Origin of the sequence: Dactylosporangium sp. McL0621 (genome assembly GCF_049995355.1) — a bacterium.
Lineage (GTDB): Bacteria > Actinomycetota > Actinomycetes > Mycobacteriales > Micromonosporaceae > Dactylosporangium.
In genome coordinates this window covers 8,439,197-8,461,914 of sequence record NZ_CP188259.1, presented here as the reverse complement: position 1 = coordinate 8,461,914, position 22,718 = coordinate 8,439,197, and the positions used below count along the sequence as shown (strand labels likewise).

Genomic DNA, 22,718 nt, shown 5'->3' with positions numbered 1-22,718 from the left:
ACCGGTGGTGTCCGGCCCACAGTGCAAGGTCGACCCCTTGGCCGGGTCAAGTGAATTTCGCCGGGCTCGGGAGCCGGCCAGGTGCAGCGCGGTTTGCGTGATCATCCGTGCGGTCGTGTTGCCGGCGCCCTTCTTGCGGTGGTCGACGCCCCAACAGGGTGTCGTCCCCGACCGAGGTCGGAGCACTAGAAAACCGACCGCATGCACCAGACGGCCTTGCCGTCCGCGGTGGGGCGAGTTCCCCAGCGGTCGCACAGCGAGGCCACCAGCTGCAGTCCCCGCCCGTGTTCGTCGTCCGGGGTCGGGCGTTGTTTGCGCGGCAGGTACGGGGCGGTGTCGTGCAGCTCCAGCACCACATGGGTCTGGGTGCGGCGCAGGCGGAGCTGGATCGGCGGGCGGCCGTGCAGGACCGCGTTCGCGGCCAGTTCGCTCACGATCAGGACCAGGTCGTCGACCACGCGCTGCGGGGCGTCCCAGCGGCGCAGCGTCGTGTCGACCAGGCGGCGCGCGTCGCGTACGGCGCGCTCGTGGGCCGGGATGTCCCGGATCACCGACTGCTCCTCGCCCGGCTCGCCGACGATTCGGGTCATGAGCAGCGTGATGTCGTCGTCGGGGCCGTCCGGGAGCAGGCGGCTCACGAGGCGGTCCGGGGCGTCCGCGAGCGGGCCCTGCAGGTCGCCGACGAGGGCGGCCAGGGCGAAGATGCCCGCGTCCAGGTCGCGGTCGCGATGCTCGACCAGGCCGTCGGTGTACAACGTGAGCAGTGCGCCGACCGGGAGCTCGACGCGCTCCTCGGCCAGGGTCAGCGGGCCGGTGCCCAGCGGCGGGCCCGACGAGGTCAGCGGGCGCGGGGCGGCGCCGGGCAGGAGCAGCAGCGGTGGGAGGTGCCCGGCGTTGGCGTAGGTCAGGCTGCGCTCGCCCGGGTCGTACACGGCGTAGACGCAGGTGACGATCTGGTCCTCGCTCAGGTCCCGCACGAGGCCGTCGAGGTACTCCAGCACGTCGGCCGGCGGCAGGTCGAGCCGGGCGTAGGCGCGGACCGCGGCGCGCAGCTGGCCCATGACCGCGGCGGCGGGTACACCCCGGCCCATCACGTCGCCCATGACGAGGGCGGTGCGGTCGGCGCCGAGCTCGATGACGTCGTACCAGTCCCCGCCGACCTGGGTGCCCGCGACGCCCGGGCGGTAGTAGGCGGCGAGCTCGAGGTGTTCGGGGGCCAGCGTCACCGGCGGCAGGAGGCTGCGCTGGAGCTGGTCGGCGATGCTGTGCTCGCGGGCCGCGGCCTCCTGCGCGGCGGCCGCGGCGGCCAGGGCCTGCTCGGCCCGGCGCTGCTCGGTGATGTCCTGGTTGGAGCCGCGCAGCCGCACGGGGCGGCCGGTGGCGTCGCGCTCGAGCTCGCCGCGGGTGCGGAAGATGCGCACGGTACCGTCGGCCATCTCCACCCGTGACTCGTAGTCCAGCGGCGCGCCGTCGACCGCGGCGTCGATGGCCTCGTCGACGCGGACGCGGTCGTCGGGGTGGACGCGGCGGTTGATGAGCTGCCGGCCGTGCTCGTCGAGCAGCTGCTCCGGGGTGACGGCGAACTGGCGCAGGAACTCGTCGGAGCCGTGGATGTCGCCGCTGTCCAGGTCGAGCTCCCACGAGCCGACGGCGGCCAGGCGCTGGGCCTGGTCGAGCAGGACGCGGCTGCGCTGCAGCTCGTCGCGGGTACGCCGGACCCGCTCGAACTCGAGGTTGGCCCGCACCCGCGCGCGCAGCTCCCGCGGGCTGAACGGCTTGACCAGGTAGTCGTCGGCGCCGGCGTCGAGGCCCTCGACGGTGGCCTCGTCCCCGGCCCGGGCCGAGAGCACGATGACCGGCAGGTGCCCGGGACCGTCGGCGCGCACGGCCGCGATGAGGCCGAAGCCGTCGAGGTTGGGCATCATCAGATCGGTCAGCACGAGGTCGGGCGGCTCGGCCCGCAGCAACCGCAGCGCCTGTACCCCGTCGGCCGCCTCGAGCACCTGGTAGTCGGCGCCGAGGACGCGGCGGATGTAGTCGCGCATGTCCGCGTTGTCGTCGACGACGAGGATGCGGGGCGCGTCCGGGTCGGGGCGCGCGGGCGGGGCGGTCGCGGGGGCGCCGACCCACCGTTCGACCTCGGCGACGTAGCCGTGCACCTGCGGTACCGGCGAGTCGTGCGCGGGCGTCGCCGGGCCGGACCCGACGGGGATGCGGACGGTGAAGGTCGAGCCCGCGCCGGCCGCGCTGTGCACGCTCGCCACGCCGCCGTGCAGGGCGGTCAGCTCGGCGACCAGCGCGAGGCCGATCCCGGAGCCCTCGTGCGTGCGGGCGCGGGCGCCCTGCACCCGGTGGAAGCGCTCGAAGAGCCGTGCCTGGTCGCCCGGGTCGACGCCCACGCCGGTGTCGGTGACGGTCAGCTCCACGTGCTCGTCGCCGGCGGTGGCGAGCCGGACGGTGATCGTGCCGGTGAACGTGAACTTCAGCGCGTTCGACAGCAGGTTGAGCACGATCTTGGTCCACATGTCACGGTCGGCGTGGACCGGCCGGGGCAGCGGGGGGCAGTCGACGTCGAGGCGCAGCCCGGCGCGCCCGGCGGCCGGGGCGAAGAGGGCGGCCAGCTCGGCGGTGAGCCGGGCCAGGTCCAGCGCCTCGCGGTGCGGCTCGAGCCGGCCGGACTCCAGCTGCGAGAAGTCCAGCAGCGTGTTGACGAGCTTGAGCAGCCGCTCGGCGTTGCGGCGCACCACCTCGATCCGGCCCCGCTGGCCCGGCGGCAGCGGCTCGGCCTGGTCGGCGAGGGCGTCCTCGGCCGGCCCGATCAGCAGGGTCAGCGGGGTGCGGAACTCGTGGCTGACGTTGGTGAAGAAGGCGGTCTTGGCCCGGTCGAGCTCGGCGAGGCTCTCGGCCCGGCGGCGCTGCGACGCGAACGCCCGGGCGGTGCTCAGCCGGGCCGCGATCTGCCCGGCGACGAGGTCGACGAAGCCCGCGTAGGCGGCGTCGAAGGGCCGGTACCGGTTCAGGCCCGCGACCAGGAACCCGTACGGGCGCCCGCCGCCGGGCCGGGGCAGGGCGACGATCCGGGCCTCGGTCGGCGGCTCGTCCCACGCGCCGGACGGCAGCCCGTCCAGCCCGCCGGCGGTGAGCGGGGCACCGTCGGCCCCCGGCCACACGCCCGGGTCGGTGCACGGGTGGCCGGCGGGGACCCCGGTCGCGGCGGCGAGCCCGGGAACGCCGTCCTTGTACAGGTACACCAGCGTGAAGGGCAGATCGTCGGACCGGGTGGCCAGGGCCCGCTCGACCGCCGCCAGCAGCTGCGGCTCGCCCGTCGCCGCGTCGAGCCCGGCCCCGAGGTCGCGCAGCGTGGCCAGGCGCCGCTCGGCGACGACCCGCTCGGTGGTCTCCGTGACCACGCACAACATCCCGGCGACGGTACCGTCGTCGTCGGCGAGCGGGCTGTAGGAGAAGGTGTGGTACGTCTCCTCGGTGAACCCGCTGCGCCCGAGGAACAGCCGCAGCCCCTCGTCCCAGGTCGCCTTCCCGGTCTCGAGCACGGTGCGGATGCGCGGCCCGGCCTCGTGCCACGCCTCGGCCCAGACCTCGTGCGCGGGGCGGCCCAGCGCCCACGGGTACTTCTTGCCGAGCGTGTCGCGCCGGTAGGCGTCGTTGCACAGGAAGGTCAGGTCCGGCCCCCACGCCATCCACATCGCGAAGCGGGAGTCGAGCATGATGCGCACGGCCGAGCGCAGGCTGTGCGGCCACGACTCGGGCGGCCCGAGCGGGGTCGCCGCCCAGTCGACCGCCGCCAGGTCGCGGCTGACCTCCGTGTCGCCCATCCTGGTCAGCTTAGGCCCTGTCCTGCCGATCATGCCGGCCGAGACGAGGTCCAGGTTTCGCCTGCGTGTGCCCCGCGGAGGCCTGGCTACCGGGGTTGTAACCCGGCCTTCGCGGGGTGCGCGCAGGTGGAATCTGGGCCCGGCGCAGGCCGGCATGATCGGCAGGACAGGGCCTGAGTTCCCCGGTGCTTTTTGCGCAGTGCGGTGGCATCGTTGCAGGGCATGACACTGTTGTCTTACTCCGTCGGCCCCGCCGACGGGCCGATGCTGGGTGAGACCATCGGCGCCAGCCTCGACCGCACCGCCGCCCGCGTGCCCGGCGCCGACGCCCTCGTCGACGTCCCGACCGGCCGGCGGTGGACCTACCGCGAGTTCCTGGCCGAGGTCGAGGGGGTGGCGCGGGGCCTGCTCGCCCGCGGCATCGCCAAGGGCGACCGGGTCGGCATCTGGGCCCCGAACTGTCCGGAGTGGACGATCCTGCAGTACGCCACCGCCAAGATCGGGGCGATCCTGGTGAACATCAACCCGGCGTACCGGACCCACGAGCTGGCGTACGTGCTCGAGCAGTCCGGCGTGGGCCTGCTCGTCTCGGCCGAGCGCCTCAAGACCTCCGACTACCGGGCCATGGTGGCCGAGGTGCGCCCGGGCCTCGCCGACGTGGTGTTCATCGACTCGGCCGACTGGGCCGCGCTGCGCTCCGAACAGGCCCCCGAGGAGGCGCTGCGGGAGCGCGAGGCGGCGCTGGCCTTCGACGACCCGATCAACATCCAGTACACCTCGGGCACGACGGGCTTCCCGAAGGGCGCGACCCTGTCGCACCACAACATCCTCAACAACGGGTTCTTCGTGGCCGAGGCGCAGGGCTGGACGGAGGCCGACCGGGTCTGCCTGCCGGTGCCGTTCTACCACTGCTTCGGCATGGTGATGGGGAACCTGGGTGCGACCACCCACGGCGCGTGCATGGTCATCCCGGCGCGGGCCTTCGATCCGGCGGAGACCCTGGCGGCGGTACAGCGGGAGCGTTGCACGGTCCTCTACGGAGTGCCGACGATGTTCATCGCCGAGCTGGCGCTGCCCGACTTCGCCTCCTACGACCTGTCGACGCTGCGCACCGGCGTGATGGCCGGCTCGCCGTGCCCGGTGCACGTGATGAAGCGGGTCATCGCCGACATGGGCATGACCGAGGTGACGATCTGCTACGGCATGACCGAGACCTCGCCGGTGTCGACCCAGACCGCCCGCGACGACGACCTGGAGCGGCGGGTGTCGACCGTCGGGAGGGTCGGGCCGCACCTCGAGGTGAAGATCGTCGACCCGCAGACCGGTCTGCTGATGCCGCGGGGCGAGGCGGGGGAGCTGTGCACGCGGGGGTACAGCGTGATGCTCGGCTACTGGCGCCAGCCCGACGCCACCGCGGCGGCCGTGGACGCGGCCCGGTGGATGCACACGGGGGACCTGGCGACGATGGACGCGGACGGGTACGTCAACATCGTCGGGCGGATCAAGGACCTCGTGATCCGCGGGGGCGAGAACGTGTACCCGCGGGAGGTCGAGGAGTTCCTCTACGGTCACCCCGACATCGTCGACGTGCAGGTGATCGGCGTGCCGGACGAGCGCTACGGCGAGGAGCTCATGGCCTGGGTGCGCCTGCGCGACGGGGCCGTGCCGCTGACCGCCGAGGCCGTGCGGGACTACTGCGCCGGGCGGCTCGCGCACTACAAGGTCCCGCGGTACGTCAAGATCGTCGATGCGTTCCCGATGACCGTGACGGGCAAGGTCCGCAAGGTCGAGATGCGGGAGGTGTCGGCCCGCGAGCTGGGCCTTACGATGACGGACTCGTGACCGACGCGCCGGCGGTCCGGCCGCCCCCGTCTTAACCGGCCGGACCGCCGTCTCATCGTATATGATTATCGTATATGATTGTGCCCTTCCCGGGCCCTGTCAAGAGTGGGATGTGCCGCGTGCAGCCAGTGCCGTCCAAGCACGAGCTCGCGTACCGCGAGATCCGTGAACGCATCATCGACGGCCGGTTCGGCCCGGGAAAGCGCCTGGTGCTCAGCAGCCTGGCGCGCGAGCTGGACGTGTCCCCGGTGCCGGTGCGCGAGGCGATCCGCCGGCTGGAGGCCGAGGGCCTGGTGCACTTCGAGCGCAACGTCGGCGCGCGGGTGGCCATGCTGCAGGACGACGAGTGGGAGCAGCTCGTCCGGATGCTGGCGCTGCTGGACGGGTACGCGTTCGCGGCCGCGGTGACCCGGGTGTCGCCGGAGGACCTGCAGGAGGCGCGCGGCTACAACGCGCAGCTGCGGGAGGCGGCCGCGGCCGGCCCGGTCGACCACGCGCTCGTGATGGCGCTGCACCGGCGGTTTCACCGGGCGCTGTACCGCCGCTGCGGCAACCGCTACGTGATCGAGTCGCTGGACGGGATCTGGGACCGGATCGACGCATCGCGGGTGCTGGTCACGCTGTACCCGGCGCTGCGGCTGGCGACGGCGGTGAACGAGCACGACGGGCTGCTGGAACGGCTGGCGCGGGGCGAGGACGACGCGGCGACGCTGGAGGCCTGCGCGCGCGAGCACAACCTCAACGCGATCCGCGCGATCCGCTCCGCGGCCGGGAATTAAGAAGACCGGCATCCACGGGGGAAGATGCCGGTCTCGCGCTCAACTATACGACGCGGGTACGGGTCCCGCCAGTGGCAGTTTGCCGTCTGTTCCGCTACCGGACGCCTGCGGGGGCCTTGGGGATGCGCAGGCCCCGGGGCAGCGTGGGCTCGTTCGCGGCCAGCTCGACCTCGAGGAAGCTGGTCTCGTGCCGCTCGGCCTCGTGCGCCGCGTGGCCGCCGCGCAGCCCGAAGAGGCGCTTGGACAGCAGGATGTACAACACCGCCACGATATTGATGACGAGCGCCCCGACCCGGGTGAACGTGAGCTTCTCGGTGAGCTCGTAGATCTCGATCGGCAGGCCGAGCGAGGTGGCGACGACGGCGAAGTACTCGCCCCAGCGCTTCAGCATCCACAGGCCGACGCCCTCGACGAGCTGCAGCGAGCCGTAGAGCGCGAGGCCGGCGGCGACCCACAGCAGCGTCTGGGACTCGGCCTCGATGACGGTCCGGATGGTGTGGATCATCGCGGAGTCCTCGAACTTCCAGCCGACCTTGTCCATGAACGGCTTGAGCAGCGGCAGGTCCTCGTTGAAGGCCCGCTCGACGCCGTCGCGGTGGTTGCGGAAGTGGAACACGCCGTAGGCGGCGGCGAGGCAGAACAGGCCCTTGAAGAACCGCTCCAGGGACAGCAGCCGCAGGATCAGCGCGTCGCGCAGGGCACGGCCGCGCAGCACGATCGGGGCGCGCTCGGCGGGGCCGGTCTGATGCGGCTCGCCGATGACGAAGTCCCCGCAGCGCAGGCACCGCCAAGCCGCCCCGACCGGGGTGGTGGCGTGCAGCTTCTCGCGGAACGTGTCCTCGGTCGGGGCATAGGTCACGTGCCCCCGGCGCGCACAGGTGCGCAGGTTCCAATCCACGCGATCTTTGATACCGCATGGATGTTCCTTTTTATGTCAGCTTTGTGCCTCGTACCGGTTCGACCGCTTCGCGCCGTAGCTGAATCGGGACCTTCGGGGAGGGGTGCTCCTGCCGGCTGGTGGCCATGAGCAGCACCCCGACGAGGATCGCCGCGATGATCCCGTCGAGCCAGTAGTGGTTGGCGGTACCGGCGACGACGAGCATGGTCAGGACCGGATGGGCGAGCCACAGCCAGCGCCACCGGGAGCTCGTGGCGTGGATGAGCCCGGCCGCCACGATCAGGGCCCAGCCGACGTGCAGCGAGGGCATGGCCGCGTACTGGTTGCTCAGCGTGTCGGTCTGCGGCGGCCCGTACACGCTCGGGCCGTACACGGCGGCGGTGTCGACGAGCCCGAGGCCGTCGAGCATCCGCGGCGGGGCGAGCGGGAACACGAAGTGGATGACGAGCCCCATGGCGGTGAGCCAGGCCAGGATGCGCCGGAAGCGCAGGTAGTGTTCCGGGCGGAAGCAGTACATGAAGATCAGGAATGCGATCGTGGCGGGAAAGTGCACGACGGCATAGAACACGTTGGCGGTCCGGACCAGGGTCTCGGCGCTGAGCAGCAGGTGCTGGACGGCGGCCTCGTCCGGCAGGCGCAGCGCGCGTTCGAGCCGCCAGACGAGGTTGGCGTCGGCGTACGCGGCCCCGACTCGCCCGTCGACGGCGAGCCGACCGGCCTTGTACGCCAGGAATAGACCGAGCACGAGGAGCAGTTCAGTCCAGGCGCGGGGTCTTAACCGCGTTGTGTGTTCTTGTTCACCAACCTCAGCCCCCGTGTTCACCATGTGAAGCTACCTGATGTTGCGGTCGGCGCAATATTGCTGATCGGGCACCCAGGCGTGTCGTGCATCACGACTTTGTTTATGCTTCAAGTATCTCGGGGTTTCCGGAGTTTTTGGGGGTTTGATGAGTACTCGGGCAGATCAGGCGATCGCCGCCCTCCGCAAGGGCCACGACGACCTGTCGGCGCTGGTCGCCGGCCTGACGCCGGAGCAGCTGACCGGCCCGTCGGCGGCCGACGAGTGGGATGTGTCGCAGGTCGTGAGCCACCTGGGCAGCGGCGCCGAGATCAACCTGGAGGCCGTGCAGGCCTCGCTCGAGGGCCGGCCCGCCCCCGAGTTCGAGTTCAACAAGGGCGTGTGGGCGCGCTGGGACGGCATGACCCCGCAGGAGCGCCAGGCCGAGTTCCCGGTCGCCAACCAGCGCCTGGTCGAGGCGTACGAGGCCCTGACGCCCGAGCAGCGCGAGTCCCACAAGATCGACGTCGGCTGGATGCCGGAGCCGGTCGACGTGGCCACCTCGGCGCTGCTGCGGCTGACGGAGTACGGCTACCACGACTGGGACGTGCGCGCGGCCCTCGACCCGTCGGCGGCGCTCGCCCCCGAGGCGGCCGCGCTCATCAGCGACCGCGTCGAGGGCCTGTTCGGCTGGATCGCCAAGCCGGCCAACCTCGACGGGCGCACCGCGGACCTGCTCGTGCAGCTGACGGACACCGGCGAGACCCTGACCCTGCACCTCACCGACCCGGTGACGCTGGGCGCGGCGCCGGCCGGCCCGCTCGACGGGACGCTGTCGCTCACGCTGGAGGAGTGGCTGCGGCTGGCGGCGGGGCGGCTCAAGCCGGCGTACACGTCGTCGTCGGTAAGCATCACCGGCCCGATTTCGCTCGACGACCTGCGCGCGGTGTTCCCGGGGTACTGACCCCGTTGGGCCGCGGGGCGGTTGTCCCGCGGCCCTTTCGGTCTACTTCGTCTTCTTCAGGCAGAGCACGTCGCCCTTCTTGCCCGACTCGCCCTGCCAGAACGTGTTGGTGCTGTCGGGCCACTGGTCGCACACGGACGTGAACGGGCTGGTCGCCTCGCTCTGGTCCTTGCCGGAGATCTTGCCGAGCACCGTGTAGTCGGCGTCGGTGCTGTCGCACTTGACGATCTTCAGCTTGTCGTCGCCCGGGTTGTGCAGGCAGTCGCCGACGTTCGCGTTCGTGGCCGCGTCGCGGTTGAAGAACCAGGCGAGGCCGAGGAGCACGCCGAGCAGGACGACGAGCGAGAGCAGGATCGTGATCTGCCGGCGCTTGCCGCTCCTGACCGGCGGCGCGGACTGCCCGGGCGCCGGCTGCCCTTCGAAGGGGGCCGCCGCGGGGGCCTCGGGTTGCGGCTGCGGCTCGGGCTGCGCGGGTGTGGTCATGGTGGAGCCTCCATGGATCCGGATGGGTACCGGCTAGGCGTACCGGCTCCCAGGTGCGCAGGCGCGTAACTGTCCGTCTTCCGACTGCAAGTGCGATGGGCCGGCGGTCATCAGAGGCCTGCCGCTACCGCGTGCCGCGTTGCCGCGTTGCCGCGTTGCCGCGTTGTCGCGGCGGGCCGTGACGGGGAGGGAGGCCGTCCCTAGCGCTCGACCGGCCGGCGCAGGGAGTACGTGACCGCGTGCAGGCGGTGCGGCTGGCCGATGATCATTGCGGCGCGGTCGTACGCCTGCCAGCCCTCCGCGCCCGCGCGGTTGAGGTGGCGCAGGTCGTTGAAGCGCTCGTCCGTGCCCCAGCGCTGTACGCCGCCCGGGTGGTGGAAAACGGCGTCCCAGTCCTCGAACCGGTCTGTGCCCAGCGTGCCCGCCGCACGGTACTCGAGTCGCGCATATTCCCATAGCGTCACGCGGTACATCATGCCCGACATCGAGCGGTTCCACCGTCACGGAAAATCGTGAAATAGGCTCGATGGCATGGAGCGTGACCGCGATACCGAGGGCCGGGCGCGCAACTCCCGGCCGCGGGACGAGCTCGGACGGCCGCTGCCGCGCGGGGCCGAGGGCGTGCCCACGATGCCCGGCGATCTCGTCGTCGGGCCCGAGGAGGCGCTCGAACAGGCCCAGCGGCTGCTCGACGAGGGGCGGCCCTTCCACGCGCACGAGGTGCTCGAGGCCGCCTGGAAGGCCGCGCCCGACGGCGAGCGCGAGCTCTGGCGGGGGCTGGCGCAACTGGCGGTGGGGCTCACGCACGCGCGGCGCGGCAACGCCGACGGCGCCACCCGGCTGCTGGACCGGGCGGCGCTGCGGATCGCGGAGTACGCGAGCGATCCGCCGTACCGGATCGATGTGCCGGGGCTCGTAAATTTCGTCCGGAGCCGGAGCGGCGGCACGCCCCAGCTCAGATCGTGAGCGCGACCTTGCCGAGCGGACGGCCGGCGCGCAGGTAGGCGATCGCCTCCGCGGCCTCGGCGAGCGGGAAGGTGCGCTCTACAGCGGGTACCAACGAGCCGTTCTCCATCCAGGAAGCCAGCGTCTCCAGGGGTTCGGCGGCGGTGCGGGACATCAGGCCGGTCAGGTGCTGGCGGGTGAAGCCGTTGAGCAGGCCCGCGCGCAGCTGGCGGTCCGCGCCCTGCAGCCACCGGCCGCCGCCCTCGGCGCCCACGATCACCAGCGAACCGGTCGGGGTGAGCAGGCGGCGCAGTGTCCGCAGCGGCCGGGCGCCGCCCGTGTCGAGGATGAGGTCCCAGCGGCCCGAGGGCTCGCCCGCCGCGTAGTCCACGACGTGCGCCGCGCCGAGCGAGCGCACGAGGCCGGCCTTGGCGGCCGAGCACACCCCGGTGACCTCCGCATCGAGTATTCGCGCGATTTGTACCGCGAACGAGCCCACCCCGCCGCCCGCGCCCAGGATCAGCACCCGCTGCCCCGCACGCAGCCGGCCCGCGTCGCGGAGGCCCTGCAGCGCGGCGACGCCGGACCCGGCGACCGTCGCGGCCTGCGCGAACGAGATCGTCTCCGGCTTGCGGGCGAGACGGTCCGGGGAGGAGAGGGCCAGCTCCGCGTACGTGCCGTCGCCGGTGCCGAACACCTCGTCACCCGGCCGGAACCGCGTGACCTCCGGCCCGGCGGCGCGCACGACGCCCGCCAGGTCCAGGCCCAGCACCGGCTGCTTCGGGCGGCGCAGGCCGAAGCCGGCGGCCCGGACCGCGTACGGCAGTCCGGTCGCCAGGTGCCACACGCCCTGGTCGACGCCGGCCGCGCGCACTTCGACGAGCACGCCGCCGGGCCCGACCGGTGGCGTGGGCGCGTCGCGAAGTTCGAGCGGGTCGCCGTACCGTTGCCGGATCACGGCTTTCATGACTCCTCCTCGGGATAGTGGAAGACCGCTTCGAGCGGTACCCCGAACGCCCGCGCGATCTGGAAGGCCGCCTCGAGCGTGGGGGAGTACTTGCCCTGCTCGATGGCGTTGACGGTCTGGCGCGTGACGCCGATGCGCGCCGCGAGCTCGGCCTGGGTCATCTCGCCGTGTGCGAAACGCAGCGCCCGGATCGAGTTGGTGACGCGGGTCGGCTTGCCCACGCCTACATCCCCCGCCGGTACGCGGCGATCTTGACGACCGACGACACCAGCGCCGCGAGCGCGAACGCCAGGTACAGCGAGTTGGCGATCCAGAAGTACGGCGCCTCGCGCATGGCCAGCACCAGCGGCACGATCGCGGCGATGCTCATGACGTAGAAGGCGACGTACTCGCCGAGCCGCCCGATCGCCCGGTCGCGCTCGTCGACGGCCTTGGCGTCCTTGGGCGCGGCGCCGGCCGCGACCGCTTCGGCGAGGACGTTGAGCACCACCGATGCGCCGATCGCGACCAGCAGGGGCACGACGTAGTGACTGGCGGCGAGGCCTTCCGCCGGCACCCGGGCCAGCAGCGCGATCGCGTAGCCGACGGGCACGACGACCGCGACGACGGCATAGATCCAGGCGCGCTGCTCCTGATGCGACATGGCCCCTCGCTCCGTGTGTAAAAAATCTTTGACACCACAAAGGTAAAGCGAAGCCGACACCGTGTCAAGAATCCTTTACTTCAGCCGTGCGTGGGCGCGATTGTTCCGGATATGTCGGGCGCTTCGCGCCGCGACATATCCGACATTTCGGTTATGTGCCGCCTGTGGGGTCTTGCGGGGGTTTCCCGGCGCCGCGAGCGGCGCGGAAGGGCGGAAACGGCGTGGAGGGTGGAGAAGACAGCGTGGAGAACAGGGAAACCGGCGCGGAGCGGAGCAACAGCGAGGAGGGCGGCGCAGAGGGGCAGGCTGAGGGCGGGCGGCGCGGAGGGCGGAGAAACGGCGCCGACGCGGCGGAGAAACGGCGCGTAGGGCGGAGAAACGGCGCGTAGGGCGGAGAAACGGCGCGTAGGGCGGAGAAACGGCGCGGACGCGGCGGAGAAACGGCGCGGACGCGGCGGAGAAACGGCGCGGAGGCGGCCGAAAACCACACGGTGACGAAATAAGCGGCGACAGGCGATAAATCCGACATGTCGCGGCGCGGAGCGCCCGACATGTCGTGATCTCGAACTCAGCGAGCCGCCCGCTCCACGCTGATGTGGAAGGTCTCGATGCGCTGCACGACGTTCATCAGCCCCGCGAAGTCCACCGGCTTGGCGATGTAGTCGTCCACCCGCAGCTCGTGGCTGCGCAGGAAGTCCTCCTCCGCCGTCGAGGAGGTGAGCACGACGACCGGGATGCGGTTCAGGTCCGGGTCGGCGTGCACGGTCCGGAGCACGACCCGCCCGTCGACGCCCGGCAGGTTCAGGTCCAGCAGGATGATGTCCGGCCGCGGCGCGCCCGCGTGCTCGCCCACCCGTCGCAGGAAGCGCAGGGCCTCGGCGCCGTCGGTGCACACGGTGAGGCGGTTGCGCAGCTTGTTCTCGGCGAACGCCTCGCGCGTGATGAGCACGTCGCCCGGGTCGTCCTCGACCAGCAGGATCTCGATCGGGACGGCGTGCGCGTCGCTCATCGTGCTCCTCCCACCACAGTCGCCTTACAGTAGCGCGTCCCCACCAGGGTCCCGCGAGCCGCTACCGTTACCGGGTGGCGTTCACGATCGGCACGGTGGGCGGGCACGGCGTCGTGCGCGCCGAGGGTGAGCTCGACGTCGGCAATGCGCAGGAGCTGCGGGCGGCGGTCAACGCGGCGCTCGACGTGCAGCCGGGCCTGGTCGTCGACCTGGCCGGCGTCACCTTCATGGACTCGGTGACGCTGGGCGTGCTGATCGGCGCGTACAACCGGGCGCGGGCGGGCGGGGGCGCGTTCGCCGTGGTGTGCACCGATGAGCGGGTCGGCCGGATCTTCCGCATCACGGGGCTCGACCAGGTGTTCACGATCGTGGGGTCGCTCGAGGCGGCGTCAGAAGCCCTCTGACGGCGGCGCGGAGAGGTGCAGCACCTCGTAGCGCTCCGTCGCCTCCGGGTCCTCCGGCGATTCCGTGGCCCACAGCGAGAACCGCACGACCTCCCAGCGGTACGCGTCGAAGGCCACCGCCGCCGTGTGCAGCTGCGGGTGCGGGGCCGGCGCGGCCGGCTCGGTGCCCCAGGGCAGCGTCGCGACGTGCCGGGTCGCCGAGCGTACCGGCGCGTGCCGGGCCGGACCCGCCAGCGCCGCGAGGACCGTCCAGTGCCGCACCGGCGGCCGGCCGAAGTCGCGCACGATGTTGTGGAAGCCGCCGCCGCCGACGAGGAACCGGCTCATGGCGTCGGCGGCGTTCCACAGGTAGAACGGCGCGTACTGGTTGACGGAGGAGCCGCCCACGCCCGCGGTGCGGATCAGGTAGGCCTTGAGGCCCAGGCCCTTGCGGTGGTCGAGCATGTGGCCGAGCCGGCGTACGCGCTCGCGGATGATCTCCATGTCGTAGTCGGCCGGCAGCGTGAGTTCGTACTGCATAGCGTCCATACCGTACATACTAGTAGGTACAGAGGCTAGGGCCGGCGCAGGATGGCGTCGATCTCGGCGATCTCCTCCTCCGTATGCCGGCCCAGGATGAGGTCGAGCTCGAGGCGCTCGGCCGGCGTCCGGTACGCGGCGATCTCGCGCTCCAGCGTGCGGCGGGCGCGACGAGCCTGCATGCGGCCGGCGATCGCGGTGCGAACCCGGCGGGTCGTGGTCTCCATGAGCATTACTGTATCGATTCAGAAAGATCAACGAGCGCGATTGGCGCGTGACGGGCGGCACGCACGAGCTGAGCTGCGGGTGCAGGATGGTTCTGTGCGCGACGTCACTCCCGCCCCGGGCACCCTGGACCCGATCGAGACCGCATCCCGCGACGAGCTGGCCGCCCTCCAGCTCACCCGGCTGCGCCAGAGCCTGCGCCACGCCTACGAGCACGTGGCGCACTACAAGAACAGGTTCGAGGCGGCCGGGGTACACCCGGACGATCTGCGGGACCTGTCCGACCTCGCGCGGTTCCCGATGACGACGAAGGCCGACCTGCGGGCCAACTACCCGTTCGGGATGTTCGCGGTGCCGCGGGAACAGGTGGCCCGCATCCACGCCTCGTCCGGTACCACCGGCCAGGCGACAGTCGTCGGGTACACGAAGGCCGACGTCGACACGTGGGCCGACCTCATGGCGCGCTCCATCCGGGCCTCGGGCGGGCGCCCCGGCGACCTGGTCCACGTCGCGTACGGCTACGGCCTCTTCACCGGCGGCCTGGGCGCCCACTACGGCGCCGAGCGCCTCGGCTGCACCGTCGTGCCCGTCTCCGGCGGCATGACCGAGCGGCAGGTGACCCTGATCCGCGACTTCCGGCCGGACGTCATCATGGTGACGCCGTCGTACCTGCTGGCGATCGTCGACGAGATGGAGCGCCAGGGCCTCGACCCGCGCGCGAGCTCGCTGCAGATCGGGGTGCTCGGCGCCGAGCCGTGGACCGAGGACATGCGTGCCGAGATCGAGCGGCGCCTGCAGATGCACGCCGTCGACGTGTACGGGCTGTCGGAGGTGATGGGCCCCGGCGTGGCCAACGAGTGCGCGGAGACCAAGGACGGCCTGACGATCTGGGAGGACCACTTCTACCCGGAGATCGTCGACCCCGACACCGGCGCCGTGCTCCCGGACGGCTCCTACGGCGAGCTCGTGTTCACGTCGCTCACCAAGGAGGCGATGCCGGTCGTCCGGTACCGGACCCGGGACCTGACCCGCCTGCTGCCCGGCACCGCGCGCACGATGCGCCGGATGGAGAAGATCACCGGCCGCAGCGACGACATGATGATCGTCCGAGGGGTCAACGTGTTCCCGACCCAGATCGAGGAGCTCCTGCTGCGCCAGCCGGCCCTGTCGCCGCATTTCCAGTGTGTACTGTCGCGGGCCGACCGCCTCGACACGCTCACCGTGCGCGCCGAACGCCGCCCGGGCGCGAGCCCGGAGACGGCGGCGGACGCGGCCCGCCGGCTCGAGAGCGCGGTCAAGGGCTCGATCGGCGTGACGGTCCGCGTCGACGTCGACGAGCCGGGCGGCGTCGAACGCTCGGCGGGCAAGATGCGCCGCGTCGTCGACCTGCGCTGAGCCCCGGCGGCGGGGTCAGATGGCGTTGCGGGCGATCGCCTCGCCGTACCAGCGGCCGCTCGCCTTGATCGTGCGCTCCAGGGTGTCGTAGTTCACGCGGATCAGGCCGAAGCGGCGGCTGAACCCGAATGCCCATTCGAAGTTGTCCAGCAGCGACCACACGAAGTAGCCGCGCAGGTCCACGCCCGCCGCGATCGCCTCGTGCACGGCCGCCAGGTGGGCGCGCAGGTACTCGATGCGCTCCGGGTCATCCACCCCGCCGTCCGGGCCCGGGCGGTCGTCGTACGCGGCGCCGTTCTCGGTCACGTAGAGCGGGCGGTCGCCGTAGTCGCGGCGGATGCGCAGCAGCAGGTCCCGCAGGCCGGTCGGGTCGACGGACCAGCCCATGTGCGTGACCGGGCCCGGGGTGGGGTGGAAGCGCACGGCCTGCGCGGTCGGGTACGGGGTCCCGTGGTCGAGCTCGCCGTCGGGGGCCGCGCTCACCAGGTCGGGCTGGTAGTAGTTCACGCATATCGCGTCGACCGGGGCCGAGATCGCCGCGAGGTCGCCGGGGCGGACGAAGTGCCAGTCGGTCAGGTCGCGGGTGTCCTCGACGGTGTCGGACGGGTACGCACCGCGCAGGATCGGGTCGAAGAAGATGCGGTTCAGCAGCCCGTCGATGCGCCGGGCGGCGTCGGCGTCGGCCGGGCTCGCGGTCAGCGGGCGCACCGCGCCGGCGTTGAGCGCCACCGAGACCTGGCCCGTCACGCCGGCCGCGCGCAGGGCCGCGACGCCCAGGCCGTGCGCCAGCAGCAGGTGGTGGGTCGCGGTCAGGGCGCCGACGTGGCCGCGGCGGCCGGGGGCGTGCCCGCCGGTGCCGTACCCGAGGAACGCCGAGCACCACGGCTCGTTGAGCGTGTTCCACATCGCGACCCGGTCGCCCAGGCGCGCGGCGACCGCGGCCGCGTAGTCGCTGAAGCGCAGGGCGGTGTCGCGGGCCGTCCAGCCGCCGGTGTCCTCGAGCTCCTGGGGCAGGTCCCAGTGGTAGAGGGTCGCGACCGGGCGCACGCCCGCGGTGAGCAGCTCGTCGACGAGGCGGTCGTAGAAGTCCAGGCCGGCCTCGTTCACGCCGGCGCCGCCGGCCGGGCGGACACGGGGCCACGCGACCGAGAACCGGTACGCGGACAGGCCCAGCTCGGCCATGAGCTTCACGTCTTCTTGGTAGCGCAGGTAGTGGTCCGTCGAGGTTCCGCCCGTGTCGCCGTTGTCGATGCGGCCCGGCTGGGCGGCGAAGGTGTCCCAGATCGAGGGGGTGCGGCCGTCGGCGGTCACGGAGCCCTCGATCTGGTAGGCGGCCGTCGCGGCGCCCCACCAGAACGTCGTAGGGAACGTCAGCGCCGTCGTGCTCACAGCTATCACCCCGTGCCTTGGGAAGGGGTCTTGGAGAGCGCTCTCCAAGATGCGTGATCAGACTGCGACCGGGTGTGCCCGCGTGTCAAGGTCCGGCGGCGCGAGCCCTTGACACGACGGAAACGGCGGGACAACACTTCGAGCAATCGGAGAGCGCTCTCCAAACCGCCACGGCGCCTCCACACACCCCGCAAGGAGCCCCTCGTGCATCCGGCGCACACGTCCGCCCGCCCCTGGCGGAGCCTGCTCACCTCGCGATGGCGCATAGCCCTGGTGCTCGCCGTCGTCGCCGCCGTCGCCGTCGTGGTCGCGCCGTTCGCGCGCGCCGCCGACGGCCTGATCTCGCAAGGCAAGCCCGTCACGGCCTCGTCGACCCAGTCCGACGACGTGGCGCCCAGCTTCGTCAACGACGGCAACGCGGGGACGCGCTGGGGCAGCCAGTGGAGCGACCCGCAGTGGGTCCGCATCGACCTGGGTGGCACCGCGTCGATCAGCCAGATCAAGCTGAGCTGGGAGGGCGCCTACGGCAAGGCCTTCCAGATCCAGACCTCGGCCGACGACCAGAACTGGACGAACATCTACAGCACCACCACCGGCGCCGGCGGCCAGCAGACCCTCGACGTCACCGGCACCGGCCGCTACGTGCGCATGTACGGCACGGTCCGCGGCTCCGGCTACGGCTACTCGCTGTACGAGTTCCAGGTCTACGGCACCATCGGCGGCACGAACCCGACCGGCGGCGCCTGCGACACCGCGACGAACGTGGCCCAGGGCAAGACGGCCACGGCCTCGTCCTCGGAGGGCGCCGGCAACGGGCCGCAGTACGCCGTCGACGGCGACGCCGGCACCCGCTGGAGCAGCACGTTCAGCGACCCGCAGTGGATCCAGGTGGACCTGGGCGCGACCCAGTCGATCTGCCAGGTCGTCCTGCAGTGGGAGGCCGCCTACGGCAAGGCCTTCCAGATCCAGACCTCGGCCAACGGCACCGCCTGGACCGACGTCTACAGCACCAGCACCGGCACCGGCGGCACGCAGACCATCCCGGTCAGCGGCTCCGGGCGCTACGTGCGCATGTACGGCACCGCCCGCCCCGGCGGCTACGGGTACTCGCTGTGGGAGTTCAAGGTCTACGCCGGCGGCGGTACCACCACGACCTCGCCGACCCCGTCGGTCACCCCGTCGACGTCGCCGACGCCGGATCCCGGCTGGACCACGGTCTGGCAGGACACCTTCGACGGCGCGGCGAACACCTCCCCGTCGGCGGCCAACTGGCTGCTGCGCTCCGGCACGCAGTTCCCGGGCGGCGCCGCCAACTGGGGCACCGGTGAGGTCGAGACGGCCAGCACCAGCACGGCCAACGTGTACCTCGACGGCGCCGGCAAGCTCAACGTCAAGGCGATCCGCGACGGGGCGGGCAACTGGACCTCCGGCCGCCTGGAGACCCAGCGCACCGACTTCCAGGCCGCCCCGGGCGAGCAGGTGAAGTTCACCGCGCTCGTCAAGCAGCCCGACGTGGCCAACGCGGCCGGCTACTGGCCCGGGTTCCGGGCGACCGGCGCGGCGTACCGCGGCAACTACAACAACTGGCCGGGCGTCGGCGAGACCGACATCATGACCGACGTCAACGGCCGCAGCCAGCTGTCGCAGACCCTGCACTGCGGCACCGCGCCCGACGGCGTGTGCGGCGAGTACAACGGCCGCACCTCGGGCCTGGCCAGCTGCACCGGCTGCCAGACCGGCTACCACGAGTACACCCAGGTCATCGACCGGACGAAGACCGACGAGGAGATCCGCTTCTACCTCGACGGCAAGCAGTCCTGGGTCGTGCGGGAGAGCCAGGTCGGCGTGACGGCCTGGAACAACGCCGTGCACCACGGCTTCTACCTGCGCTTCGACCTGTCCGTCGGCGGCTCGCTGCCCAACGCCGTCGCGGGCTTCACCACCCCGACGCCGAACACCACCTCCGGCGGCGTCCTGTCCGTCGACTCGGTGACGGTGGCCAAGGCGACCGGCACCGCGCCGGCCGCGATGACCGACCCGGCCACGCCGGCCGGCCCCAGCGTGGTGAAGGTGACCGGCAGCCAGGGCAACTGGCAGCTGCAGGTCAACGGCCAGCCGTGGGAGGTCAAGGGCCTCACGTACGGCCCGCCGCAGGGCGCCGCCGACGGGTACATGCGCGACCTGCACAACATGGGCGTCAACACGGTCCGCACCTGGGGCGTGGACGACGCGAACACCCCGGAGCTGCTCAACCGGGCCGCCCAGCAGGGCATCAAGGTCGTCGTCGGGCACTGGCTCAACCAGGGCGCCGACTACGTCAACGACACCGCGTACAAGAACGCCACGAAGACCGAGGTCGTCAACCGGGTCAACGCACTGAAGAACAACCCGGGCGTGCTCATGTGGGACGTCGGCAACGAGGTCATCCTGACCATGCAGGACCACGGGCTGTCCGCGGCCGACGTCGAGGCGCGGCGGGTGGCGTACGCCAAGTTCGTCGACGAGCTCGCCGTGGCCATCCACGCGGCCGACCCGAACCACCCGGTCACCTCGACCGACGCGTACACCGGGGCCTGGCCGTACTACAAGGCGAACGCGCCGCACCTGGACCTGCTGGCGGTGAACTCCTACGGGGCGATCGGCAACGTGAAGCAGGACTGGATCAACGGCGGGTACACCAAGCCGTACATCGTCACCGAGGGCGGACCGTCCGGCGAGTGGGAGGTGCCCAACGACGTCAACGGGGTGCCGAACGAGCCGACCGACCTGCAGAAGCGCGACGGGTACACGGCCAGCTGGAACGCCATCAAGTCGCACCCCGGCGTGGCCCTCGGCGTGACCGAGTTCCACTACGGCCTGGAGAACGACTTCGGCGGCGTGTGGCTCAACACGTACCCCGGCGGCTGGCGCCGGCTCGGGTACGGGGCGCTGAAGCAGGCGTACTCGGGCTCCCCGCTGGCCAACACCGCGCCGCAGATCACCGCGATGACGGTGTCGAACCAGACGGCGGTGCCGGCGGGCGGGCAGTTCACGGTCAACGTGGCCGCGAGCGACCCCAACGGCGACACCATCCGCTACAACCTGATGGCCAGCGACAAGTACATCACCGGCGGCACCGGCTTCCGGAACGTGAACTTCACGCAGAACGGTTCCACGTTCACGGTCACCGCGCCGGAGAAGCTGGGCGTCTGGAAGATCTACGTGTACGCCTTCGACGGCCAGGGCAACGTCGGCATCGAGACCCGCTCGTTCAAGGTGGTCGCGCCCAGCATCCCGGGCACGAACATCGCGCTGAACAAGACGGCCACGGCCTCGAGCTACCAGCCGACCGGCACCAACGGCCCGCAGCTGCCCTCCTACGCGGTGGACGGCAACTACGGCACCCGCTGGGCCAGCGAGTGGGTCGACACCGCGTCGATCACCGTCGACCTCGGCTCCAAGCAGACCTTCAACAAGGTCTTCCTGGCCTGGGAGGACGCGTACGCGAAGACGTACCAGATCCAGACGTCCGACGACAACGCCAACTGGACGACGATCTACTCGACCGCGGCCGGCGACGGCGGGTTCGACGACGTCAACGTCAACGGCAATGCGCGGTACGTGCGGATCAACGGCCAGGTCAGGGCGACCGCCTACGGGTACTCGCTCTGGGAGTTCGGTGTCTACCGGTAAGTGAATTGCGCTGAAAGCGCTCTCTGGGCTTATTGCCTGGAGAGCGCTTTCCGGCTTCGTGCTATAAAAGCGCGTGAGCGGTTCGGAGCGGAGCGGAGAGGCCGCTCACCAGAGGCACAGGTCTTGGCTCGCGCCGCCGGAGCGAAGCGGAGGTGGCGTGAGCGAGAAACGGCGACCGACTCTTGAGGATGTGGCGGAGGCGGCGGGTGTATCGCGGGCCACCGTCTCGCGGGTCATCAACGGCGTGCGCAACGTCGACCCGAAGCTGCACGAGATCGTGTGGCAGGCCGTCGACGCCACCGGCTACGTGCCGAACCGGGCCGCCCGCTCGCTCGTGACCCGCCGCAGCGGCACGGTCGCCCTGGTCGTCTCCGACGCCGTCGCCCACGACGACGACCCGTTCATGCGCCGGTTCTTCGCCGACCCGTTCTTCGGCCGCATCGTCGGCGGCGTGATGAGCGTGCTGCGGCCCAAGGGCATCCAGCTGGCCCTGCAGATCGTCGGCAACGAGGAGGCCCGCACCCGCCTCGTCGGCGACCTCGGCCAGGGCCAGGCCGACGGCGCCGTGGTCCTGAGCCTGCACCCGGACGACACCCTGCCCCAGCAGCTGTGCGACGCCGGCATCGCGGCCGCGCTCGTCGGGCGTCCCGCCCAGCCGGTGCCGATCTCGTACGTCGACCTCGCCAACGACGCCGGCGGCGCCCTCGCCGCCGAGCACCTCCTCGGCCGCGGGTGCACAAGGCTCGGCATGATCACCGGCCCGGCCCACGTGCCCGCCTCGCAGGACCGCCTGACCGGCTTCCGCCAGGCCCTCGCCCGCCACGGCCACGCCTGGTTCCCGACGGTCGAGGGCGGCTTCACCTACGAGTCCGGCGAGTCGGCGCTGCTCTCGCTGATGAAGGAGCACCCGGCCCTCGACGGCGTCTTCGTCGCCAACGACCTCATGGCGCAGGGCGCGCTCATGGCCCTGCGCAGCCTCGACCGGCGGGTGCCGGAGGACGTGGCGGTCATCGGCTTCGACGACAGCAGCGCCGCCCTGGACGCGCGGCCGCAGCTGACCACGGTCCGCCACCCGCTCGAGGACATGGCGGCCGAGACGACCCGCCTGGTGCTGGCCCGCATCGACGACCCCGACCTGCGCGTCGAGTCGGTCATCTTCGACCCGAAGCTGGTCGTGCGCCACTCGGCGTGAACAGCCACGCGGCCTGGCGGCGGCTCTTCGCCACGTACGCCGGCTCGCCGTACGCGAGGTCCTCGATCAGCCCGCAGCGCGCGTAGAACAGGGCGCGCTCGCCCAGCCCGGCCGGCGCGGGCGGGGCGGCCGGCCCGAGGTCGCGCAGCAGCAGCCCGTAGTCGTAGGCGGGGTCACAGATGGCCGCGTCGCTCCAGTCGATCAGCCCGGTGACGGTACGCGTCCGCGGGTCGACGAGCACGTGCTCGGCGCCGAGGTCGTTGTGGGAGAACACGGTCTCCCGCCCGGGCGGCGGCGGCTCCTGCTCCAGGAACCACGCGGCCTCGGGAAGCTCCAGACCCGCCGCGAGCTCACGCGCCTCCTCCAGCCATCGCGCCGGTGGGTCGGCGTCGCGGCCCACCTCGAACCGCTCCACCGGCTGCGCGTGCAAGGCTCGGAGCGCCGCCCCGAGGGTCGCCGGGATGTCCCCGAGATCCTGGGGCGGGAGCAGCATCAGCGGTACCCCCGGAAGCAACCGGTAACCGAGAGCGCCCTCGGCCGCGAAGGCCGGCTCGGGCACGGCCACGATGCCGTCCAGGACCGCGGCGACCTCGCGCAGCAGCCGGGCCTCCCGGGCGACGTCGAGCGCGTCCGGGTCGGCGGGGAACCGGACCACCCAGACCCCGTCGACCAGGTACGCGGTGTTGTCCAGCCCCCGGCCCAGCGCCTCGACCCGGGCCGCCTCGGCCTGCGGCAGGTTGCGGCGCACCACGCCGCGCACGTCGTGCTCCACGCTCGGGCA

Annotated in this window: 21 protein-coding genes; 8 read left to right on the top strand and 13 right to left on the bottom strand. The window is 71.9% G+C overall.

What is annotated here, in order from left to right:
- Positions 1–185: 185 nt before the first annotated feature.
- Positions 186–3,833: a SpoIIE family protein phosphatase gene (locus ACPPVO_RS40025; protein ID WP_426503783.1), complete on the bottom strand. Its 3,648-nt coding sequence runs from the start codon at positions 3,831–3,833 to the stop codon at positions 186–188.
- A 222-nt stretch (positions 3,834–4,055) separates the two neighbouring features.
- Here ACPPVO_RS40025 and ACPPVO_RS40020 point away from each other — a divergent pair, with 222 nt between their 5' ends.
- Positions 4,056–5,675 carry an AMP-binding protein gene (locus ACPPVO_RS40020; RefSeq protein ID WP_426503782.1) on the top strand — a complete coding sequence of 540 codons (1,620 nt, stop codon included), beginning with the start codon at positions 4,056–4,058 and terminating at the stop codon, positions 5,673–5,675.
- A 119-nt stretch (positions 5,676–5,794) separates the two neighbouring features.
- On the top strand, positions 5,795–6,454 hold the full coding sequence (locus ACPPVO_RS40015) for a GntR family transcriptional regulator (protein WP_426503781.1): 660 nt from the start codon (positions 5,795–5,797) through the stop codon (positions 6,452–6,454).
- Positions 6,455–6,548: 94 nt separating this feature from the next.
- Here the strand turns inward: ACPPVO_RS40015 and ACPPVO_RS40010 are convergent, their stop codons facing one another.
- Together ACPPVO_RS40010 and ACPPVO_RS40005 are read right to left on the bottom strand one after the other, a co-directional pair.
- The gene (locus tag ACPPVO_RS40010; protein ID WP_426503780.1) at positions 6,549–7,352 is read right to left on the bottom strand and encodes a DUF2127 domain-containing protein; all 804 of its coding nucleotides are present in this window, start codon (positions 7,350–7,352) and stop codon (positions 6,549–6,551) included.
- A gap of 31 nt (positions 7,353–7,383) precedes the next feature.
- Positions 7,384–8,097, bottom strand: coding sequence for a phosphatase PAP2 family protein (locus tag ACPPVO_RS40005; RefSeq protein WP_426503779.1), 714 nt, complete (start codon positions 8,095–8,097; stop codon positions 7,384–7,386).
- A 202-nt stretch (positions 8,098–8,299) separates the two neighbouring features.
- Here ACPPVO_RS40005 and ACPPVO_RS40000 point away from each other — a divergent pair, with 202 nt between their 5' ends.
- Positions 8,300–9,094 carry a maleylpyruvate isomerase family mycothiol-dependent enzyme gene (locus ACPPVO_RS40000; RefSeq protein ID WP_426503778.1) on the top strand — a complete coding sequence of 265 codons (795 nt, stop codon included), beginning with the start codon at positions 8,300–8,302 and terminating at the stop codon, positions 9,092–9,094.
- Between the two features lie 42 nt (positions 9,095–9,136).
- Here the strand turns inward: ACPPVO_RS40000 and ACPPVO_RS39995 are convergent, their stop codons facing one another.
- Positions 9,137–9,577: an LppU/SCO3897 family protein gene (locus ACPPVO_RS39995; RefSeq protein WP_426503777.1), complete on the bottom strand. Its 441-nt coding sequence runs from the start codon at positions 9,575–9,577 to the stop codon at positions 9,137–9,139.
- A gap of 200 nt (positions 9,578–9,777) precedes the next feature.
- Positions 9,778–10,041 (bottom strand): hypothetical protein, encoded by a 264-nt coding sequence (locus ACPPVO_RS39990; protein ID WP_360373596.1) that lies wholly within the window; start codon positions 10,039–10,041, stop codon positions 9,778–9,780.
- Positions 10,042–10,108: 67 nt separating this feature from the next.
- On the opposite strand from ACPPVO_RS39990, the gene ACPPVO_RS39985 reads away from it, so the two are divergent.
- Entirely contained in the window at positions 10,109–10,543 is a 435-nt protein-coding gene (locus tag ACPPVO_RS39985) for a DUF309 domain-containing protein (RefSeq protein ID WP_426503776.1), read from the top strand.
- Here ACPPVO_RS39985 and ACPPVO_RS39980 read toward each other — a convergent pair.
- The 4 genes from ACPPVO_RS39980 to ACPPVO_RS39965 all read right to left on the bottom strand — a co-directional run bounded on the left by ACPPVO_RS39980 (position 10,533) and on the right by ACPPVO_RS39965 (position 13,141).
- A complete protein-coding gene (locus ACPPVO_RS39980; RefSeq protein ID WP_426503775.1) occupies positions 10,533–11,489 on the bottom strand; it encodes an NAD(P)-dependent alcohol dehydrogenase in 957 nt (318 codons plus the stop codon). The two genes, ACPPVO_RS39985 and ACPPVO_RS39980, sit on opposite strands and share 11 nt — an antisense overlap.
- A complete protein-coding gene (locus ACPPVO_RS39975) occupies positions 11,486–11,710 on the bottom strand; it encodes a helix-turn-helix transcriptional regulator (RefSeq protein ID WP_426503774.1) in 225 nt (74 codons plus the stop codon). Before ACPPVO_RS39975 ends, ACPPVO_RS39980 begins: the two co-directional genes overlap by 4 nt.
- Before the next feature lie 2 nt (positions 11,711–11,712).
- Complete coding sequence (locus tag ACPPVO_RS39970) at positions 11,713–12,132, bottom strand: hypothetical protein (RefSeq protein WP_360373584.1); 420 nt, start codon at positions 12,130–12,132, stop codon at positions 11,713–11,715.
- Positions 12,133–12,700: 568 nt separating this feature from the next.
- Complete coding sequence (locus ACPPVO_RS39965) at positions 12,701–13,141, bottom strand: response regulator (protein ID WP_426503773.1); 441 nt, start codon at positions 13,139–13,141, stop codon at positions 12,701–12,703.
- Positions 13,142–13,215: 74 nt separating this feature from the next.
- Here ACPPVO_RS39965 and ACPPVO_RS39960 point away from each other — a divergent pair, with 74 nt between their 5' ends.
- Positions 13,216–13,545, top strand: coding sequence for an STAS domain-containing protein (locus ACPPVO_RS39960; protein WP_426503772.1), 330 nt, complete (start codon positions 13,216–13,218; stop codon positions 13,543–13,545).
- On the opposite strand, the gene ACPPVO_RS39955 is transcribed toward ACPPVO_RS39960, so the two are convergent.
- The gene (locus ACPPVO_RS39955; RefSeq protein WP_426503771.1) at positions 13,531–14,073 is read right to left on the bottom strand and encodes a DUF4865 family protein; all 543 of its coding nucleotides are present in this window, start codon (positions 14,071–14,073) and stop codon (positions 13,531–13,533) included. The two genes, ACPPVO_RS39960 and ACPPVO_RS39955, sit on opposite strands and share 15 nt — an antisense overlap.
- A gap of 26 nt (positions 14,074–14,099) precedes the next feature.
- On the bottom strand, positions 14,100–14,291 hold the full coding sequence (locus ACPPVO_RS39950; protein ID WP_426503770.1) for a hypothetical protein: 192 nt from the start codon (positions 14,289–14,291) through the stop codon (positions 14,100–14,102).
- A gap of 94 nt (positions 14,292–14,385) precedes the next feature.
- Between ACPPVO_RS39950 and paaK the strand changes: the two genes are divergently transcribed.
- Positions 14,386–15,684: a phenylacetate--CoA ligase PaaK gene (gene paaK / locus ACPPVO_RS39945; RefSeq protein WP_426503769.1), complete on the top strand. Its 1,299-nt coding sequence runs from the start codon at positions 14,386–14,388 to the stop codon at positions 15,682–15,684.
- 15 nt (positions 15,685–15,699) lie between these two features.
- Here the strand turns inward: paaK and ACPPVO_RS39940 are convergent, their stop codons facing one another.
- Entirely contained in the window at positions 15,700–17,073 is a 1,374-nt protein-coding gene (locus tag ACPPVO_RS39940) for a GH1 family beta-glucosidase (protein ID WP_426503768.1), read from the bottom strand.
- Positions 17,074–17,277: 204 nt separating this feature from the next.
- Here ACPPVO_RS39940 and ACPPVO_RS39935 point away from each other — a divergent pair, with 204 nt between their 5' ends.
- Together ACPPVO_RS39935 and ACPPVO_RS39930 are read left to right on the top strand one after the other, a co-directional pair.
- Positions 17,278–20,745 (top strand): discoidin domain-containing protein, encoded by a 3,468-nt coding sequence (locus ACPPVO_RS39935; protein WP_426503767.1) that lies wholly within the window; start codon positions 17,278–17,280, stop codon positions 20,743–20,745.
- A gap of 157 nt (positions 20,746–20,902) precedes the next feature.
- Positions 20,903–21,937: a LacI family DNA-binding transcriptional regulator gene (locus ACPPVO_RS39930; protein ID WP_426503766.1), complete on the top strand. Its 1,035-nt coding sequence runs from the start codon at positions 20,903–20,905 to the stop codon at positions 21,935–21,937.
- Here the strand turns inward: ACPPVO_RS39930 and ACPPVO_RS39925 are convergent.
- Complete coding sequence (locus ACPPVO_RS39925) at positions 21,897–22,709, bottom strand: phosphotransferase family protein (RefSeq protein ID WP_426503765.1); 813 nt, start codon at positions 22,707–22,709, stop codon at positions 21,897–21,899. The genes ACPPVO_RS39930 and ACPPVO_RS39925 overlap by 41 nt on opposite strands.
- Positions 22,710–22,718: the final 9 nt, after the last annotated feature.